Here is a 16,963-nt window from a genome sequence, read left to right as displayed (position 1 = left end):
ATGAGCAAAGCAATCCTTGATCCATTGCTCCCCTCGTTGAATTCAATCCCGCTTTTGGGAATCCGCAGCATCGTTGTGCCCATACGCAAAATAATCCAAAGACTGCTGGTAAAGCTCAGCAAATTTCGTCAACTCAATCACATCGATCCGACGCTCGCCCGATTCGCATTTCGAGACGTAAGATTGTGGGACGTTCAGACAGGTGGCGACATCCCGCTGCGTTAGCCCAGCAGCGCGACGTGCCGCTTTCAGTCGTTGTAAAAAGGCTTGATACTGGTCAGAATACACGGAGCCGCTCATGACGAGCAAGCTACAGGGTCTAGCATAATATCCCAAAATCGGATATTTTAGGAGGACGGCATTCCTGACTGATTTCCATACCCAGCAATCTTAAGTTGGAGCTGCCGACTGGACGATCAATCGATCTCACTTGGCTTAAACCCGTCGTGCTGAGTCGATCCTTCAACTTGTCCAATCCCGGTTAGCGTTGAGCAATCATCAGATCTTGAACCTTTGAGGAGCATGGCATGAGTTTGCCCGTGAGTGACCTGTCTGAAAAGCGAGAACCGCTCAGCGATCGCAAAGTCTGGGTTGATGCCAAAGCTCTCGCGATTCACGACGCGCTCGTCGCTGAATTTCGGAAAGATGCGGATCGCTTCGACATTCGACGACCGAAAACCAAATTATGGACGACGAGACTTCTGACAAACCCTTTCACAGTCGTTCGGGGAGTACAGCTACTTTTGGGTTCACATCATCGACGCTTTCAACGATGCGACAGCTTTAGAAGTTCCCCATTGATCGGCGCGCTGGCTTTGCACTGTTGATCATCCTGGGCGATCGTAATCTGGCAGTCGCGACAGCAGATTATTGCTACGAATCTCTGGTCGAGCTATCCAATGACCCTGATCGAGCACTGGGGCAATTATGGGTTCAATCTGGCACTCTCATTTGTGGCAATTCCGCATGCCTTTTCTAAGCTGCCTCACGCTGAGATTGCGATCAGGCTATGGCTCACCATTCCAGTCGTCGTACTAGTGACGATTTGGATCAGTGTTTATGCCTTGTATTTCCTGATGATCAAAGCGCCGCCCGCTGCTCGCTGGTTTCTGCTGTCTCTGATGGGAGTCACGTTTGTCGCCCTCTTTCTACCCGATGTTCTCACCGATTCACGTCGATCCACGGCTTATCGCTATCTGATGCCGTGTTATCTGGACTCCATCTTGCCATTGCCCATTTGATGGCGGTGAAGCTCAGTGCGACAAAACGGCGATCTCACCTGTGGCGCGGTTTGATTTTTGGCTTACTCTTGTCTGCGGTGGTGACGGGAGCGGTTCACACACAAGTCAAAGGAGGTCTAAATTACTACCGGGAACCAGAGCATCCCCGAATTACTCAACTCATCAATGCAGCACCGCACCCGCTGCTAATTGGGAGTATCAATCGCGCTCCCAATCGCCTTCCTGGTACAGATGGATCGCTCGGCGTACTGTTCACACTTTTGCATCGGTTAGCGCCATCGACCTGGGTTCAGCTCGTTGTCGAGCCACAAGTTCCAATCCTGCCTGAGGGCTATCAGTATTTTCTGTACAATCCGTCTAAGGACTTGCTTGATTCGTTACGGCGAAACTATGACACGTCGCGCTTACAAGCGAGTCTGCAAGGAGAGTTGTGGCAGCTTAAACCGCGATGAGTGATTTACTACTTCAACTCGTTGAGATGATTATTCATAGCGCGATCGACAACGGTAAAGGTCTACACAGTAGAATTCTGCAAGCTAAAAGTTGTCTCCCGTCAATGACAGGAACTTGTCCACATTTGGTGATCGAGGGAGGTGTTTCGGAGAAAAGGATGAAGCGTCAAATTGCCCAGTATCCCTCAACGAGACGATAGCCGTGTTCAACCGCCCGTTTCGGAAAGGCTTCAAAGAAGGCACGGCGATCGTCCTCGGAGTCTCCATAGCTGACCCAGCCTGAAAACCCAAGTTGCTGGGCGATTGCACTCATCAAGTGTTCGCGAGCAATCGTGTCCAGATCGAAAACAATATCGCTCAGCAGTCCTGGATCAAGCTGGAGTAACGTCATCAGTTGCGCTTTATTGATTTCTATCCCACAGCAATCGCGTATCTCACCGACTGCCCACGTCTGTTGTGCTAGATTCAGTTGCATGAGAGTCGTCTACATCGTGATCATTAGAGTGTGTTTGAGAATCAAGCTGTCCTTTCTGTTGCTTGACGCGATTTCAATTTGGATTTCAGCGGAGGGAGAGGATGGGAATGCTAGGAGTGCGATGGATGGATTTTTCCGGTTTTTCATTCGTGATAAATTGATCTGCTTGCAGCGCAACAGCAGCGGCGATATGCAGGGCATCCATCGCGCCCAAACCGAACTGAGCGACCTCGCGTTCAGCCGCTTGTAGCATCGCATCGAGATCCATCGCCCAATGCGAAACGATAGTTTCGCTACACAACGTGCCCGCAAAGTCGTTGAGTCTGAGTACCGAAATAGCCAGTCACGGGAACCGAGTAACCAAGTCGGTTCAGTTGTCGCTGAAGTTCAGCTACTCGCGGACCTTGATCGCCGAATTGTAGTCCAGTCACTCCCGGAGGTGTCGTGGGTGGAACTGCTCCACCTACAAGGGTAGAGTAGACCGCATCATCGACGACCCCCGTTTGAGGAAGACCTCGATCGCTTTGCAACTGAAGGACAGCGGTGCGGGTGTCAGGACCAAATACACCATCGATCATGCCGTAGTAATATCCTTTCGCTTGTAGTTGGGTTTGCAAGGCTCGCACTCCTTGACCCCGATCGCCCAACTGTAAGGGTTCTCCAAACTGTGCCAATCCGCTTCCTGTACCGGGACTGCCAAGCCCGAAAGCGCGATAGGTTTCCGCACCGACGATTCCATCGGCTGTAATTCCGCGTTGTTGTTGGCACTGAATGACCGCATCACGAGTTTGAGCGTCGAAAGATCCGGTTGATGAACCATCGAAGCAGCCTAGTGCTTTGAGTCGATCTTGTAACTCAGTAACAGCGGTGCCCGAATCGCCTTCACGTAGACTTTTTCCAAACGGTGCATTCCCTAATTGAATTTCGGCTATTCCATCTGGAGTTAATCCATTCCTGATCTGACAAGTAATTACAGCTTTTTTAGTCTCTGTCCCAAAATATCCTGTAACTGCGCCATCGTAGCAGCCTACACGCCCTAATTCTTCCTGAAGCTCAGTGACTTCGATGCCTGAATCTCCTTGCTGTAGCCAGGACTTATATTGATTTAATATTCTTTGAGATGCTGGAATAAGCGGTCGAATTTGAGGTACTAAACCAAGTTGATCAAGCACTTTAAGGCTACCCTGAAGTTGTTTTGATTTTTTATTTGCTATGGACTCAACATAGCTATTACCAAGATATATCACTGTTTTGTTGGAGCCAGGTAAGTTAAAAAGCTCTTTTTCAGTGACAAGGAGAGCTTTGGCGAATCCATTCACTTTTCGCACCTGCTCAAGAATTTCGGAATTATTGCTATCAATGTACATGATGTACATCACTGGCGAACGTGCGTTCTGTTGAAGCCCATCAAGGTCTAAGCTATCAATTTCCTCTTTTCTATCCCTAAAATCCTGCTCTCTAATACTGTTTAACGTCTTCTCACCGCTCAGTTTTTTTGTAACAATTTCAAGTTGTGCTCGCTCTGTCTTGACTTGTCGTTGTAACGTTTCTAGCCCTTCCTTTTTAATCAGGAACTGTACCCTCACCTTGTCAAGATTTACTTTTACACCGTTTAATTCTTGCTGCTTCTGTTGAACATTTTTTAGTGCTATATCGTTATCTTTCTGAATGTCCTGATTACTCTGTTGCAGGTTCTGGTTCTGTCTTTCAGCATCGGTTAGTTTAGATGCTGTTTGCGAGAGTTGATTTACGGTTTTGCTTCTTTCTGCTGCAAGCGTAACTAATTCTTGGCTTTGCTGTTCTAGAAGAGGTGCTGTAGAAGACAGAGCGATGCCAAGAACGCCAAGAACGCCAAGTCCCAAGTACACCAAAATTCGCATTTTTGACAAATCTTGTTTTGCTTGTTGTCGCTCAACACGAGTAATATCAATTTCATCCTTCACGCTTGATAATTCATCTTTTGCTAACTCAAGAAGATTTTCCATGTTTCGACGCTCTAAATCTTGACTTGCCGCAAAAAATCGGTAATCCTCATCCGCTAGGTGTCTACCCTTTAATCCAGAAAGTTGATCGCGCAATTCCTGATCCTTTAATAGATAAGCTTCATCATGTGACGCTAACCAGAGCTTCAGTTTGTCGGTATAAGGACGCAGATTCGCTAATTCTTGCTCAACCCAGGCGGCATCAAAAACGGTTTGGTAAATGCGATTGTATGCCCGCAGCCGTCCTTGATCTAGCACCACTAATCCAGATAGCCGTAATTCTAATTGCTCTTGACTATCATCTACCGTAGTATCCCCTTTCTTTAAAATCTGCTGATACAATCCGAGCATTCGTCCTAATCGTTGAGGATCACGCAAAATGCGATCGCGAATCGTGCGGAGATGCACCGGATCATCATGCTGTTGCCAATCTTCAATGATGTGCGATCTCACCAACTGCTCGACCCATTCGACTTCTTTACCCACAGGACATGGAGGCAACGATTCCAGTTGCACTAAGTCGCACAACTTCTGAGTAAGGAATGGCTGTCCACCCGTCCAATCTAAAATCGCTTGCAGAACTGCTTTGGAATTCGGAACAGCATCGACGAGTCCCTCTGCTAACACGAGCGATCGCTCAAACTCAAATCCTGAAAGCGGAATGTCTTTTCCTAAATTAAATGGCGTTTTGTCGGGATCTTGAATCAATCCCTCTGGAGTCGTTACTCCAAATAGCGCAAACGTTAAGCGATCGTATTCTGGATCATCGGCTCTAAGATTAAAGCAGGCGCGAATCAGGGCAAAAAAATCACTGGCATCAAACCCCAGTTTCAGCACTACATCGATCTCGTCGATGAAGATAACGATTTGCCCAACTTTGATTTGCTCCAACAACACTTCTCTTAGATAAAGATTGAGCAGCCTCACAGGTGGCAGGTGTTCGTGAGCGCTCCACCAGTCAGTAAATCGAATGTGGGTCGAAAGACCGAGCGTGGGATAGGCGTGAAGGCTTCCAATAAAGGCTTCATACCATTGCTTCTGCGTCACGCCTTGATCACTCCCGATCGTTGTGAGATCGACGGCAACACATTGAACGCCTTCTGCCATCAGTCGCTGCATCGTTCGTACTCGCAGGCTCGATTTACCCATCTGCCGACAATTAAACACATAGCAGAATTCGCCTGCCTGTAACTGCTCGCATAAGCGATCGTCCGCATGACGGTAGACATAACTGGGTGCGGTTGCGCGTAACCTGCCGCCAACTTGATAGCGGTAAGCCATTCATCGTCTCCTTGGCAATGTGCTGATTGACATTGGAATCGAACGTGGATTGAGTGACATCAAGAATTTCTGCGACATCAGCATTCAACCCACTCTTATTTTTACCAGATGGAAATTAGCAGCAAGTTCATTGTGAGAAAAACCTCACGACTTGCAAAATCTCGATGCAATCGCCAGGAAAACGTCGTTCCAATTCATCCTCATGGATTGCCAATTTGTTGCTGCTCAAACACCTGAGATTCTTTTCAGACAAATCCAGATCTTTCAAGCTCAAAGCAGTAGCGTAACAAGTATCGCGAGAACGGGGTTACAGTTTTCAACCATCGCGACTCTCCACTCACCGAGGAAATTGAAATGAACTTCAATGTTGTCTTCTCAACGCTAGTGACGATCGCACTTCTTTCTGGTGGCACATCGATTTATCTTGCCAATCAACCTGCTCCGTCAGAGCAACAAATTGGCATCATTAATACCTGCACCGATACTTGGAAGGTTTGTGTGGGGGCAGTCGTCGGTTTACTTGGAGGACGCAATTTTGGTTCTTGTGATGACGGTAATGATTGTAGCAATGATTAGCAAGGAGCTTTGAGTAGTGGCAGTGCCGCTCAAAAGTGGAATCGGCTCGATTGCCGTGCAAAACGCCAGATTCCACCTATCCCGCTCCCGCGCTGTTAAAAATATGAGTTGTTGTGAGGGGCAGATCAGGGAGTGTTGCCTTGCGAGGAACTTCATCTACTAAATATTTTTGTCGATTTCGCCCAATGCTCAAGAGCAATCTCAACCCACAAGTCAATAGAAGTCGCACGATCGGGATTCGCCAACAGTTGAGAATAGTATTCAGAACCGAATGACTTCATCTCGTCTCCCCAGGTCTGCAATATCTTGATTAGATCCGTCGGTTGCTGCCAGTAAGCCGTCCCTCCCTCAACGCGACGACCATCGGGGCTGTAGCACAAACGACCCACTGTGCTCCAATCGTGAGTATCGATGAACATTCTGCACATCTGCTTGCGATAGGGATGGGGAAGCCGGAGCAGAAGATTTAGCTGTTTCGGTTGAGCAATTGAGCGCCACGGTGCGCCAAAATGAAACTCCGCGCACGATCGCGTTTTTCCCCGACCATATACTAGATGCGTGGGAAAAACGATTTCCTTCATTCGTGGATCAAACTCCAGCAAAGTTTGACGAATGCGGAGAATACGATCGCGATGAGTTTCTTCACCCTTTGCTAAGTTGTTCAGCAATTTTCGCGGAACTGGTGGAAGTTCCCAAGTAGAATGCTGAGTCGGATGAGGAAGTCCGAGAGACCAGGTTTGCGATGTCTCTTGATCGTGGAGTTTCCAGATGAATTCGTCTGCGTCGATCTCAATCTCAAACTGTAAGAATTCGATCAATAAACGGCTGTACTGCTGATCGATCAGATTGTCGTGATGAAAATCAGGCGCGATCGCAATTAGACGAATCGGTTTTGAATAATCAACCTGTTCTGAAAAGGGCTGCTCTCGTTGTAAAGCGTCATAGTAGCGAGTCAACTGTTGCACAACGTAGCGATCGACTTCATTTTTAAGTTCGATAACTACAAGTTGTCCAACTTGCGTCGCTGCAAGAATATCGCAAAACATTCCTCTGATGAAATATTGACGTTTAAGAGGCAGGAGATTGAACAGACTGCTCAGATGTGCCCAAACGAATTCCTCCAACTCTGATTCATTGTAAAATTTCCATTGGATTCCATCACGGTGCAACTGAGGCATAGAGATTCAAGCAACTTCTCTCCTCAAAGAGTTCCCCGTAGCCTTCGTCTAATAGACATTCAGTTGTCCCAAGCGTTTAAGAATACTGAAAACTACAGCTAAATCACCTGGATTCCGAATGCCGAACAGCTTGGATGTTGCATAGCTCGGCTGAGACTCCCGAACTAATTTAACGAACATAAAGCTACCTCCTGTCGTAATCAAGCCGAAGCAAGGTTTCTCTGGATTGGGATTTGCCAGCATATAGGACAAAATTTGTGGAAGTCCTTCTTCTACTGAGAAAGAGGCTCTTTTAGATTCGACGACTAAAACCCAAAGCTGATTATTGAGTACAAGGGCATCAATATTGCCAGTGATCTTAACTCCTTCATCTTCAGCAACAATTTCCACCGATGGCTCTGAGCGAATGTGGAACGGAGGCAGATAAAAGCCGCCCAGGAAGAGTAAGGGATCGAGAACAGCCATCCGCACCACTCCTTCGAGCAGGGGTGGGTAGTTGAGTAAATTGAGAAATCCGTCTACCACGCGATCGAGCGATCGCTGTTCGGTTTCCGTGACCGTTGGCAAGTCATCTTGCCATTCTCGGAAGAATTGCTCATCTCGAACCAGGTGTAAGCCGAAGCGATCAATGAGGTCACGGAGTGTAATATTTTTGGCTTGAGGGGTGACGGTCATAACAATTAGTTGTGGATTGCAAGCAGGTTCCTTATATCACAGGCATCGCACTCACTGATGCTCGAAATCTGCTGCGGTTATTGCCAATTTTACCGCACTCGAATTTGTGGTTGCGATAATCATAGGGAGCAGCGATCGTCAATCTTGCCCAGCTCAGGATCAATCCGCTTTTCGATATGATTGATTCGTTTATCATATCGAAAGCTGTTTCCCTCCCATCTTCTGAAGATGATTTCAGGGGTCACGTTCCGTGTGCCGGAGGTATCGCAAACAGATAAACAAATCACCGCTGCGCGATCGCGTCTCTGAACGTCCGAACAGCCTCTAGCCAACCTGTTTCACCAATGAGAACGCAGCGGGACAATAGCTCGATATCCAACTGCGCCAATTCTGGGATCTGACTGCGATAGATTCTGGTGTACCCGCTCTCTCCTAAGCGATGCAAGGTCAAAAGTCCATCTTGCCAGAACCAGACTTCAGGGACTCCTAATGCTTGATACCGTCTCAGTTTCGCGGTTGTTCCGCTAGTAAAAACCACCTCGATTGACAGATCGGGAATCGGTTTCACATTGCCAAAGCAGTAGGATTCATCCGCTTCGGCAGACGCGACCCCTTCTTGCTCTTGCGTTACAGATCCGGTCGGAATCACTCGAATGCCCCAGTGTAGAAAGAATGATTCAAGCAGAGCCGCGATCACTTTCTTAAAGATTTCGTGCGGTTGTCCGGGCATGAAAATTTCCACCACTCCCTCGTAAAAAGCCAACCGCACACCAGGAGAGCCGTCCAAGCCTTTCTGAATGTACTTGAACTGTTCCCAAGTGCGATCGTGGTAGACCGTAATCTTATCTTGTGATGATTTTGGCTTCTCAAGTGCTTGCGTCATTGCGATCGCTCTGCTCCACACAGTGTTCGCTATTCTAGCTTCATGAATGCTATTGTAGCTGGGTCTTATTCATTCAATCTCGATCATCAGCGGCAGAGATGGGATCATTCTCTCAGTGAATCTATCACTTTTCTGAAGTGTGATTTTCGTAATCTGCCTGTACTATAATTTAGCCCTAGTGATTTGAATTAATGGCGGAGGAGCATTGGGAGTGGTCATTTCTGGTCAGGCAGCAGATTCAACGCAGCTTTCTCTGAATGTTGTAACCGAACACGGTACAATACACAATCTCCAAGAAACCGCTTCATCAATTCAATTGCAGTACAGTCATTCTCATGGAGAGCTTTATCAAGGAGACTCAGTTGAGTGGCTCCGATCGCTTGCTGACCAGAGTGTAGACTTAATTTTCGCCGATCCGCCTTACAACATCAAGAAAGCTGACTGGGATAGTTTTGAGAGTCAAGAGCAGTATATTGACTGGTCGATGCAATGGATTCGCGAAGCGTCGCGAGTACTTAAGCTGACCGGATCGCTTTATATTTGCGGCTTCTCAGAAATTTTAGCTGATCTTAAACATCCCGCCTCTAAATATTTTCATAGCTGCCGCTGGTTGATTTGGTATTACAAAAATAAAGCCAACTTGGGTAGCGATTGGGGGCGAGCGCATGAAAGTATTCTTCATTTTCGTAAATTCAGCAAAGCTAAGCTGAACACCGACGATGTAAGGATTCCTTACGGTGCTCATACTCTAAAGTATCCATCTCATCCCCAAGCCGAAACAAGTGCGTACGGAAAAGGGGAAACCAAGAAACATAGCAATTGGTTGCCAAACCCAAAAGGCGCGAAACCCAAGGACGTGATCGAAATTCCAACGACTTGCAATGGAATGGGTGAAACAACGCCACATCCCACACAGAAACCAGAGGAGCTTTTACGTAAGTTTATTCTTGCCTCATCACAAGAAGGAGATCTAGTAATCGACCCCTTTTCTGGTTCTGGAACGACGGCTGTAGTTGCTGAGCAATTAAATCGCCGCTGGATGGGCTGCGACCTTAATTCTGAATATAATCAGTGGGCGGTTCGACGAATTGAGAATGTTCGCCGTCTAACCAAAGATGAATGGATCGCCTACGATCGCAAAAACGCTGAGCGGCGCGAATCAATTCGATGAATCTACCTGATCTATTGAATTATGCAACTGACAAAACTCGTTTCCAGTCGATCCACGATTACATCGGGTTTTGCAGATTGTATTTGGACTTTATTGATACAGGACTTCAAGCCAAAATTGTTTCTCAAAACGAAACGCATTATCAGTTCTATCAGTATCAAGCAGAGGGTCACTATAATATTACCCGCCCGATCAATACGCGCTTAATGTACGATTCAGAGACGTTTGAAGCATCAGCGGCTCAATTTCTTCAAACGCTTGAGCAGTTGCGAAACCGAGTAACGCCAGATGAGCAGTTCAGGCAAGGGATGATTCAGACCATCTACACGCTCCAGCAATCGATCGGGGCAGCGCTCGACGCATTGCCATCGGGACAATCAAATCAAGCGCGTAAAATCACGGGAGATTTATTTGAGCGGTTGATTCGGATTCTGATTGTCACACTCGATATCGAGTGTGTATCAGGAACCGTGCAAGTTCCGGTGCGAGATCAAAACGATGAAGTCCTGTTCCACTCTAGCTATCAGCATGATCTGTTAATTGGAGAAGCAGGTGAACTGAAACTGATTGGCTTTGTAAAAACAACAAGTAAAGATCGAATTGATAAAGTGTTTGTCGATAAATTCTTGTACAGCAAGCTGACAGATACTGCTCTCCCGCACATTGCTATTTTCCTCAATGATGTACAGCGCAAGAAAACTTCGAGATCGGACCGCTACGGAATTAGTGCTACTTTCTTGCCTGGACACTTCAAAGCCTACACCATCAAACTCAATCCATTAGACGGTGTGTACTACTGTGATATCCGCCCCAATATGAGAACGGATGCGCTGCTTTCGCAACACATTCAGACGATCGATTACTTCTTTTGTCGAGTCTCAAATTAAATTTCGTTTCGTCTCAAATTAAATTTCGCGATCGAGCCTCTGAAACTATTGCTATGATTGCATTTGAGCGTTGAGTAGTACAGTTTGAGTGTGAGACCGAGTATGTCTCAAATTATTTTTCGTAAATTTCTGGAGCGGTTGTCTCAAATTAAATTTCGCGATTTGCGAGGTGTTACGAACAGAGAAATTGTGTAAAGCGTGAACTGAAGCGGTATTGGACAGGTGTAGAGTAACTGCGTCGAATCTCAGATTAAATTTCGTGGCAGTGGGACATCACGATGGAGCAAGCCAAGCCAATACCCGTTCCAGATAGCACCCCGATCACAGTGCGATCGGGCGAGTTAACGATCGACGAACAACAGCGCGTCAAAGCGATGCAGCGATTGGCGAATGCGCCGGATCGTCCAACCTATCTTGCACTTCAGCAGGAGATTGCCCAGCAATTGAACATGACCGTGCGAAACGTCCAGCTTTTGATGAAAGCGTGGCAAACCGAAGGTGTCGCTGGAGTCGTCCGACAAGGACGATCAGATCGTGGAGAACGGCGACTCGACGAAGACTGGACGAATTACATTCTGCAAACGTATCGTGCTGGGAATCGAGGTGGACGCAGAATGAGCCGAGCGCAAGTGGCAGTGCGCGTGGCAGCACGGGCATTGGAAATTGGAGACAACAATCCACCGAGCCGAGCGAGTGTTTATCGGGTTTTGCAAAGTGAAATGGATCGACAGGAGGAAAGATCGCGTTCTCGCTCGATTGGCTGGAGTGGCGAAACCTTAATTCTGAGAACCCGTGAAGGTTTAGAAGTCGTGGTCAGAGAGAGCAATCAAGTGTGGCAATGTGATCACACCCGCGTGGATTTACTGGTTGTGGATCAAGTCGGAGAAGTGCTAGGAAGACCGTGGTTAACGACGATCGTCGATACTCATTCGCGCTGCATCATTGGCATTCATCTCGGAATGGAAGCACCGAGCGCCGTCGTGGTGTGTTTAGCTCTACGTCATGCAATCTTACCAAAGCAATACAGTTCAGCTTACGAACTCACACAACTTTGGGGAACCTATGGAATTCCGCAATATCTCTACACCGATGGCGGCAAAGAATTCAATTCTAAACACCTGGAGCAAGTCGCAAATGAACTGAAGATTGTCCTGTGTCAGCGGCGGTATCCAGCAGAGGGCGGCATTGTCGAGCGACCGTTTGGAACCCTGAATACTGAACTCTTTGCGAACTTACCGGGTTACACCGGAAGCAGTACCAAACGCCGTCCGAAGCAAGCTGAAACGAATGCCAGTCTCACTTTGATGCAATTGGAAAAGCAAATTGTGCGCTACCTTGTGGATCGCTACAACCAAGGGATTGATCCAAGAATTGGCGATCAAACGCGCTTGGGACGCTGGGAATCGGATCGGCTGGCTCAACTTCCCTTGCTCAGCGATCGCGAATTAGATATTTGCCTCATGCGACGCGATCGACGAACTGTGTATCGCGGCGGTTACATCCAGTTCGCCAACTTGAACTATCGCGGTGAGCATTTAGAAGGCTACACCGGAAGCTGGGTGGTACTGCGATATAATCCCCGCGACATCACCAGCATTCTGATTTACCGCGAAGACGGGGGCAAAGATATCTTTCTCAGTCGTGCTCATGCCACGGGACTGGAAACCGAAATCTTATCCTATGCCGAAGCGCAGGCAATGAGTCGGCGGTTACGACAAGCTGGAAAAACAATCAGCAACCAATCGATGTTTGAGGAAGTGCGATCGCGCGATCGAGACATCGAGGAACAACAACGGCGGAAAACTAAACGATCCGTGCAAAGTGCAACACCAAAGGCAACGCGCAAAGTGATTGAACCTGCTTCTCCAGACTCTGCTTCCACCGCTGCGATCGAGTCAGAGGACGAAGCGCCCGTTGAGATCGTCGTTCCCGATGTGCGGGTGTATGACTATGAAGCCTTGAAACAGGAGTTTGATCTGTGGTGAACCCCGACGAAATCAATGAACAATCTGTACCCAGTGAGCAACCTGAAACAGCCCCCCAACTCAATCCCGACATTGCCCGATTGCAACGCCGCTGGATTGTGGAATTAGAGCAAATGCGGCGATTTCATCAGTGGCTCGATGAGAAGCGGACTGCACGGCAACCCTGTCGAGTAGTGGGCGATTCGCGGACGGGAAAAACGACCGCGTGTGATACTTATCGATTGAAACACCCGCCAACCTTGATTACTGGACAACCGCCGCACATTCCGGTGGTATCGTGGCAATCGCCGCCCGATAGTGGCAATCGCGATTTGTTTGAAGGCATTTTGCAAGCCCTGCGATACCAACTCAATCGCGGTACGTTGTCGGAAATGCGAAGCCGCGTGTATCGCACTCTCAAAGCCTGCCAAGTTGAAATGCTGATTGTGGATGAAGCGCATCGACTGCGGCGTGGCACTTTTTCTGAGCTTCAAGACATTTTGGATGTGTTGCAAATTGCGATCGTGCTTGTGGGAACGGATCGCTTAGATGCGGTGATGCCGCGTGATGAACAAGTGCATCGCCGGTTTATTGCCAGCCATCGCTATGAACGGCTTACGAGTGCCCAATTGGTCGAAACGAGCGCCATTTGGGAAACTCATGTGTTGCGATTGCCGGAACCCTCTCATTTAGGCAGTGCCAAAATGCAAAAAATTCTCGGACCTGTCACGGGTGGGTATCTGGGATTACTCGATCGCATTTTACGCGAATCAGCAGTACGAGCCTTGTCACGCGGACTGAAGCGAATTGAGTTCAACATTTTGAATGAAGTGGCTGCCGAATGTCGATGATTGAGTTGCTTAATGACGGTTGGATATTTCAGATTGCTCCGCTTCGTGGAGAAAGCTTAGGGCATTATCTGGGTCGATTTCGCCGAGCCAACTGCTTAAGTCAAAGTGCGTTGGCAGAACTGATGTTGATGGATGCACGATTGCTGCGAGGATTAGAAATGCCGTCACTGGGGCAGCCATTAAACGCGGAGCAATTGAAAAAACTTGTCTGCTTTCTGAGGTTGTCTGAAACCGAGCTTGCAGCAATGTTGCCACCAGTGCGATCGCAACTCCATCTCGCAACACGACTTTGCCCTAAATGCTATGCAGAAGAACCAATTCATCGTCAAGCGTGGCAGCGAACTGAAGTTAAACACTGCGATCGCCACAATGCTCCATTACTCACCGCTTGCCCTGCGTGTTACACTACATTTCGATTACCCGCACTGTGGGAAAACGGGTGCTGCGAATGCTGCTGGCTGCCCTTTCATCAGATGCACCCGTTCGATTCAGATTTGCATCAACTTGGCTGAGCCAGCAGCAATTTAATCATCCAGGTGATGTCTCGACCTCCGGTTGGCTCATGATCCTGCTGAAACTGTTTGCGAAGCTGTTTGAGTAGTAGTTCTTGTTCTAAGACATCAGCGGCATACGTCCATTGCGCCGGGGTGTACTTGCGCGTCACAATCGCGCGATCGCGTTCAATCTTAGCTTGGTCGAGTGTCACACACGCCGAAAAGAAGACGGGTTGCAATCGTTTGAGTTTGTGTTCTAGCTGTGCGAGTTGAATGCGGAGGTCGATCATCAATTCAATCACGTCCACTGGGCCAAGCAGATCGAGATTCGCTTTAGAAAATGGGTCATCAGGAAAATTCAACATCAGGACCTCTCTAATCCGTACAAAACAGTGACTACTCTACGCCTGCGTCCCTGAACGAAGGCAAGGATTTAATGGAACTTCACTGATTGTCTTTTATGTATAAAACTGATTGTTTTCAGTGTATTTCTGTTCGGTGATTAGAAAGTTTATCGGCTGTAGTGTTGCATTTTTCTAAAATTTCAATAGCGAGCGAAACATACCATCTAAATTGTCTCCATTGCGTTGTGAGAACTGAAGAAACCGCGATGTGCCACAACAATATGGGAGGAAACAACGATCGCGAATGTTGCTGTGAGCGGTGCGATTATTGATCGTTCTAATTTGCCCAACCCGCAAATAACATTTGACTGGTAAGCACCCGCTATCGTTTCAGATCATTTCAGATGCTGGCAGATTTTCTCAGAGATCGCTTCAGGGATTAACAGGATTGAACACAAAATTATAAGGGAACGGGTTGTAAGCAGCGATCGCGACGAAGTTGATCGAGAAACTGCTGCACTACAAACCTTTCTTCGCTCAATAACGGAGTGAACAGAGGAACCTGTGTGAGTAGCGGATGCAACGACACTTCAAGAGAGGATACCTCTGGAACTGCTTGAATTGCTGCATTCGTCGTCTTGCTACCAATTCGCCAAGCTAACTTATCTACAATCAAATCATACTCAAGCATCACTCCCGCTTGCGTCAGTTCCACCAAAATCTCTTGCCAGAGCACTTGCATCACCTCACGGGCATAGTCCTCCAAGGTGCGAGGCGTTGGCGCTTTTAGCAATGCTCGCGCCAGATTTGCTTGCTGCCAAGTGATTTCAAAAGGTTCCGGTTGCTCGGTTTGGAACAGTCTAAACCCGCCCTCTTCAACCAAGGTAAAAGTAGGCTGCCAAAGCTCCCAAGACTGCTGCAATAAAAACTGGTGCTGTGCTGTGAGCTTTTCTGCTTGAGACAGCATCCCTACATCTTGAAATCGACGAAATAGCCGTTTGCGATTGATGACGCGATCGAGATAAGTGGCTTGGCGGCTTACCTGCGTCAGTGCCCAGCGGTGATAGCGCACTTCACTTCCGGGCACATAGAGGAAGCGATCGTTCAATAGCACTGCTAGGGTAAAATACTCACGATCCATGTACACCGTCGTCTCTGGATTCCACGCATTCAACTGCTGCAATCGCAGAGCAGCCCTCCGGCGTAACAAGTACGAATGGGGCGGTCGCCAGTTATCCAGCAAACTCTCCAGCAGAAAGTCTCTGTAAGGACGATCGACAAAACGCAATCGCGCAAAACAATCATCGTTTTGCCAAAACCACCAGTGCCAATCTCCATAAGCAATGTCGTACTCTGGTTGCTGAGTTAATGCCAGCACTTGCAGCAGAATTTTATCCGGTGCAAGCTCGTCGTCGGCATCAAGCCATTGAATGAAATCGCCTTGTGCGGAGTCCATGCCGAGTGTACGAGCCTGATTTGCACCTCGTTCTGAGCACTGAAGCATGTGGAATGGGCGATTTGCAGATTGAGCTACCATTTGTGCAATCTTTATGGTGTTATCTGTCGAACCGTTATCTACCAGAATAATTTCTAGATTGTCATAGTGTTGAGCGAGACAGCTTCGCAAACAGCGCTGAAGGTGAGGAGCCGCGTTGTAAGCTGGAATGACGATCGAGACGAGCGGATTGAGTGAAACAGGTGCGATCTTCGGTAGCGTCGAAGCCGGCGTGATGGTTGGCTTGGAACGTAGAGAAAAGGTCGGTGTGATTTTCAACTCATACGCTTGATTCAATCCGCGCCGCTCAAGTGCATTTTGAATCGCTTGCTGTGCTGATCGAATGACTTCAACTTGATTGTTGGTGACATTGTGATCGTGACGACGATAACGATACAGCGGTTTTGGCAGATGATGAATTTCAGTGACTTCAGAGAGTTTGAGGCAAAGGTCATAATCTTCGGCACATGAGATCGTCGGATCGATGCCGCCCACTTCCTCGTAGCACGATCGCCGTATCAATCGAAAGTGGAACACCATGAAGTCTACGAGCAGGCGGTCTTTCGAGTAGGGAATGCGGCATTGTCGTCCGAGACCTCGATCGTTGCCTTGCTCATCGATCAGCAGATGATTGGTGTAGACTAAACCGATATCAGGATGGGCATCTAAAGCGGCAACCGTTTCGGCAAGGGCAGTCGGGGCGAGGAGGTCATCGCTATCGACCCAACCGAAATAAGGGGCAGTCGTGGCAGCGATCGCGGCTTTGATAGATTGGGGAAAGCCTTGATTGTGGGGGGATTGCATCACGCGAATGCGATCATCGCGTTGAGCGTAGTCGTGGGCAATGTCGATCGAATTATCGGTTGAACCGTCATCCCAGATCAGCAGTTCAAAGTGGGGGTAGGTTTGGGCGAGAATGCTATCCAGGGTTTGGGCGAGATAGCGATCGCGGTTGTAAACGGTAGTGATGAGCGAGATCGTTGTGAGCATTGAATGGTATGAGGTCGATCGACA

The 16,963-nt window shown here is 48.0% G+C and carries 18 protein-coding genes; 8 read left to right on the top strand and 10 right to left on the bottom strand.

Annotated elements, in window-relative coordinates:
* Positions 1 to 42 precede the first annotated feature (42 nt).
* Complete coding sequence (locus tag NIES2104_RS30070; protein ID WP_059002543.1) at positions 43 to 300, bottom strand: helix-turn-helix domain-containing protein; 258 nt, start codon at positions 298 to 300, stop codon at positions 43 to 45.
* Positions 301 to 416: 116 nt separating this feature from the next.
* On the bottom strand, positions 417 to 617 hold the full coding sequence (locus tag NIES2104_RS32130) for a hypothetical protein (RefSeq protein WP_156427175.1): 201 nt from the start codon (positions 615 to 617) through the stop codon (positions 417 to 419).
* A 282-nt stretch (positions 618 to 899) separates the two neighbouring features.
* Between NIES2104_RS32130 and NIES2104_RS30060 the strand changes: the two genes are divergently transcribed.
* Positions 900 to 1,241, top strand: a complete 342-nt coding sequence (locus tag NIES2104_RS30060; protein ID WP_059002651.1) for a hypothetical protein — start codon at positions 900 to 902, stop codon at positions 1,239 to 1,241.
* Positions 1,205 to 1,693 carry a hypothetical protein gene (locus NIES2104_RS30055; RefSeq protein ID WP_156427174.1) on the top strand — a complete coding sequence of 163 codons (489 nt, stop codon included), beginning with the start codon at positions 1,205 to 1,207 and terminating at the stop codon, positions 1,691 to 1,693. Before NIES2104_RS30060 ends, NIES2104_RS30055 begins: the two co-directional genes overlap by 37 nt.
* 166 nt (positions 1,694 to 1,859) lie before the next feature.
* Here NIES2104_RS30055 and NIES2104_RS30050 read toward each other — a convergent pair whose 3' ends face one another.
* The 3 genes from NIES2104_RS30050 to NIES2104_RS30040 all read right to left on the bottom strand — a co-directional run bounded on the left by NIES2104_RS30050 (position 1,860) and on the right by NIES2104_RS30040 (position 5,431).
* The gene (locus NIES2104_RS30050; RefSeq protein ID WP_059002649.1) at positions 1,860 to 2,168 is read right to left on the bottom strand and encodes a hypothetical protein; all 309 of its coding nucleotides are present in this window, start codon (positions 2,166 to 2,168) and stop codon (positions 1,860 to 1,862) included.
* 85 nt (positions 2,169 to 2,253) lie between these two features.
* On the bottom strand, positions 2,254 to 2,469 hold the full coding sequence (locus NIES2104_RS30045; protein WP_156427173.1) for a hypothetical protein: 216 nt from the start codon (positions 2,467 to 2,469) through the stop codon (positions 2,254 to 2,256).
* On the bottom strand, positions 2,462 to 5,431 hold the full coding sequence (locus NIES2104_RS30040) for a peptidoglycan-binding protein (protein ID WP_059002648.1): 2,970 nt from the start codon (positions 5,429 to 5,431) through the stop codon (positions 2,462 to 2,464). The genes NIES2104_RS30045 and NIES2104_RS30040 overlap by 8 nt, the downstream gene beginning before the upstream one ends.
* Positions 5,432 to 5,785: 354 nt before the next feature.
* Here NIES2104_RS30040 and NIES2104_RS30035 point away from each other — a divergent pair, with 354 nt between their 5' ends.
* A complete protein-coding gene (locus NIES2104_RS30035; protein WP_059002647.1) occupies positions 5,786 to 6,007 on the top strand; it encodes a hypothetical protein in 222 nt (73 codons plus the stop codon).
* A gap of 152 nt (positions 6,008 to 6,159) precedes the next feature.
* Here NIES2104_RS30035 and NIES2104_RS30030 read toward each other — a convergent pair whose 3' ends face one another.
* The 3 genes from NIES2104_RS30030 to NIES2104_RS30020 form a co-directional block, all read right to left on the bottom strand.
* Positions 6,160 to 7,185: an endonuclease NucS domain-containing protein gene (locus tag NIES2104_RS30030; protein ID WP_059002646.1), complete on the bottom strand. Its 1,026-nt coding sequence runs from the start codon at positions 7,183 to 7,185 to the stop codon at positions 6,160 to 6,162.
* A 48-nt stretch (positions 7,186 to 7,233) separates the two neighbouring features.
* Positions 7,234 to 7,860, bottom strand: a complete 627-nt coding sequence (locus NIES2104_RS30025; RefSeq protein WP_059002645.1) for a hypothetical protein — start codon at positions 7,858 to 7,860, stop codon at positions 7,234 to 7,236.
* 283 nt (positions 7,861 to 8,143) lie between these two features.
* Positions 8,144 to 8,743 carry a Uma2 family endonuclease gene (locus tag NIES2104_RS30020; protein WP_059002644.1) on the bottom strand — a complete coding sequence of 200 codons (600 nt, stop codon included), beginning with the start codon at positions 8,741 to 8,743 and terminating at the stop codon, positions 8,144 to 8,146.
* Positions 8,744 to 8,954: 211 nt separating this feature from the next.
* Between NIES2104_RS30020 and NIES2104_RS30015 the strand changes: the two genes are divergently transcribed.
* From NIES2104_RS30015 to NIES2104_RS29995, 5 genes are all read left to right on the top strand, one after another.
* On the top strand, positions 8,955 to 9,914 hold the full coding sequence (locus NIES2104_RS30015; RefSeq protein ID WP_263971086.1) for a site-specific DNA-methyltransferase: 960 nt from the start codon (positions 8,955 to 8,957) through the stop codon (positions 9,912 to 9,914).
* The gene (locus NIES2104_RS30010) at positions 9,911 to 10,801 is read left to right on the top strand and encodes a hypothetical protein (RefSeq protein WP_059002643.1); all 891 of its coding nucleotides are present in this window, start codon (positions 9,911 to 9,913) and stop codon (positions 10,799 to 10,801) included. The genes NIES2104_RS30015 and NIES2104_RS30010 overlap by 4 nt, the downstream gene beginning before the upstream one ends.
* Positions 10,802 to 11,079: 278 nt before the next feature.
* On the top strand, positions 11,080 to 12,786 hold the full coding sequence (locus NIES2104_RS30005) for a Mu transposase C-terminal domain-containing protein (protein ID WP_059002642.1): 1,707 nt from the start codon (positions 11,080 to 11,082) through the stop codon (positions 12,784 to 12,786).
* Positions 12,780 to 13,616 (top strand): TniB family NTP-binding protein, encoded by an 837-nt coding sequence (locus NIES2104_RS30000; protein ID WP_059002641.1) that lies wholly within the window; start codon positions 12,780 to 12,782, stop codon positions 13,614 to 13,616. Before NIES2104_RS30005 ends, NIES2104_RS30000 begins: the two co-directional genes overlap by 7 nt.
* Positions 13,613 to 14,128, top strand: a complete 516-nt coding sequence (locus NIES2104_RS29995) for a TniQ family protein (protein ID WP_202815252.1) — start codon at positions 13,613 to 13,615, stop codon at positions 14,126 to 14,128. The genes NIES2104_RS30000 and NIES2104_RS29995 overlap by 4 nt, the downstream gene beginning before the upstream one ends.
* Here NIES2104_RS29995 and NIES2104_RS29990 read toward each other — a convergent pair.
* Both NIES2104_RS29990 and NIES2104_RS33705 read right to left on the bottom strand, forming a co-directional pair.
* Positions 14,116 to 14,475 (bottom strand): hypothetical protein, encoded by a 360-nt coding sequence (locus NIES2104_RS29990; protein WP_059002639.1) that lies wholly within the window; start codon positions 14,473 to 14,475, stop codon positions 14,116 to 14,118. The genes NIES2104_RS29995 and NIES2104_RS29990 overlap by 13 nt on opposite strands.
* 439 nt (positions 14,476 to 14,914) lie before the next feature.
* Entirely contained in the window at positions 14,915 to 16,939 is a 2,025-nt protein-coding gene (locus NIES2104_RS33705) for a glycosyltransferase (protein ID WP_072218282.1), read from the bottom strand.
* Between the last annotated feature and the right edge of the window lie 24 nt (positions 16,940 to 16,963).

Source organism: Leptolyngbya sp. NIES-2104 (genome assembly GCF_001485215.1).
Classification (GTDB): Bacteria; Cyanobacteriota; Cyanobacteriia; order Leptolyngbyales; family Leptolyngbyaceae; genus Leptolyngbya.
This window is presented reverse-complemented; position numbering and strand designations above follow the sequence as displayed.

What these genes read in the sequence shown, in the direction of transcription:
- NIES2104_RS30070 (WP_059002543.1), bottom strand. Translation starts at nt 300, where the DNA reads ATGAGCGGCTCCGTGTATTCTGACCAGTATCAAGCCTTTTTACAACGA.
- NIES2104_RS30060 (WP_059002651.1), top strand. Translation starts at nt 900, where the DNA reads ATGACCCTGATCGAGCACTGGGGCAATTATGGGTTCAATCTGGCACTC.
- NIES2104_RS30050 (WP_059002649.1), bottom strand. Translation starts at nt 2,168, where the DNA reads ATGCAACTGAATCTAGCACAACAGACGTGGGCAGTCGGTGAGATACGC.
- NIES2104_RS30040 (WP_059002648.1), bottom strand. Translation starts at nt 5,431, where the DNA reads ATGGCTTACCGCTATCAAGTTGGCGGCAGGTTACGCGCAACCGCACCC.
- NIES2104_RS30035 (WP_059002647.1), top strand. Translation starts at nt 5,786, where the DNA reads ATGAACTTCAATGTTGTCTTCTCAACGCTAGTGACGATCGCACTTCTT.
- NIES2104_RS30030 (WP_059002646.1), bottom strand. Translation starts at nt 7,185, where the DNA reads ATGCCTCAGTTGCACCGTGATGGAATCCAATGGAAATTTTACAATGAA.
- NIES2104_RS30025 (WP_059002645.1), bottom strand. Translation starts at nt 7,860, where the DNA reads ATGACCGTCACCCCTCAAGCCAAAAATATTACACTCCGTGACCTCATT.
- NIES2104_RS30020 (WP_059002644.1), bottom strand. Translation starts at nt 8,743, where the DNA reads ATGACGCAAGCACTTGAGAAGCCAAAATCATCACAAGATAAGATTACG.
- NIES2104_RS30010 (WP_059002643.1), top strand. Translation starts at nt 9,911, where the DNA reads ATGAATCTACCTGATCTATTGAATTATGCAACTGACAAAACTCGTTTC.
- NIES2104_RS30005 (WP_059002642.1), top strand. Translation starts at nt 11,080, where the DNA reads ATGGAGCAAGCCAAGCCAATACCCGTTCCAGATAGCACCCCGATCACA.
- NIES2104_RS29995 (WP_202815252.1), top strand. Translation starts at nt 13,613, where the DNA reads ATGATTGAGTTGCTTAATGACGGTTGGATATTTCAGATTGCTCCGCTT.
- NIES2104_RS29990 (WP_059002639.1), bottom strand. Translation starts at nt 14,475, where the DNA reads ATGTTGAATTTTCCTGATGACCCATTTTCTAAAGCGAATCTCGATCTG.
- NIES2104_RS33705 (WP_072218282.1), bottom strand. Translation starts at nt 16,939, where the DNA reads ATGCTCACAACGATCTCGCTCATCACTACCGTTTACAACCGCGATCGC.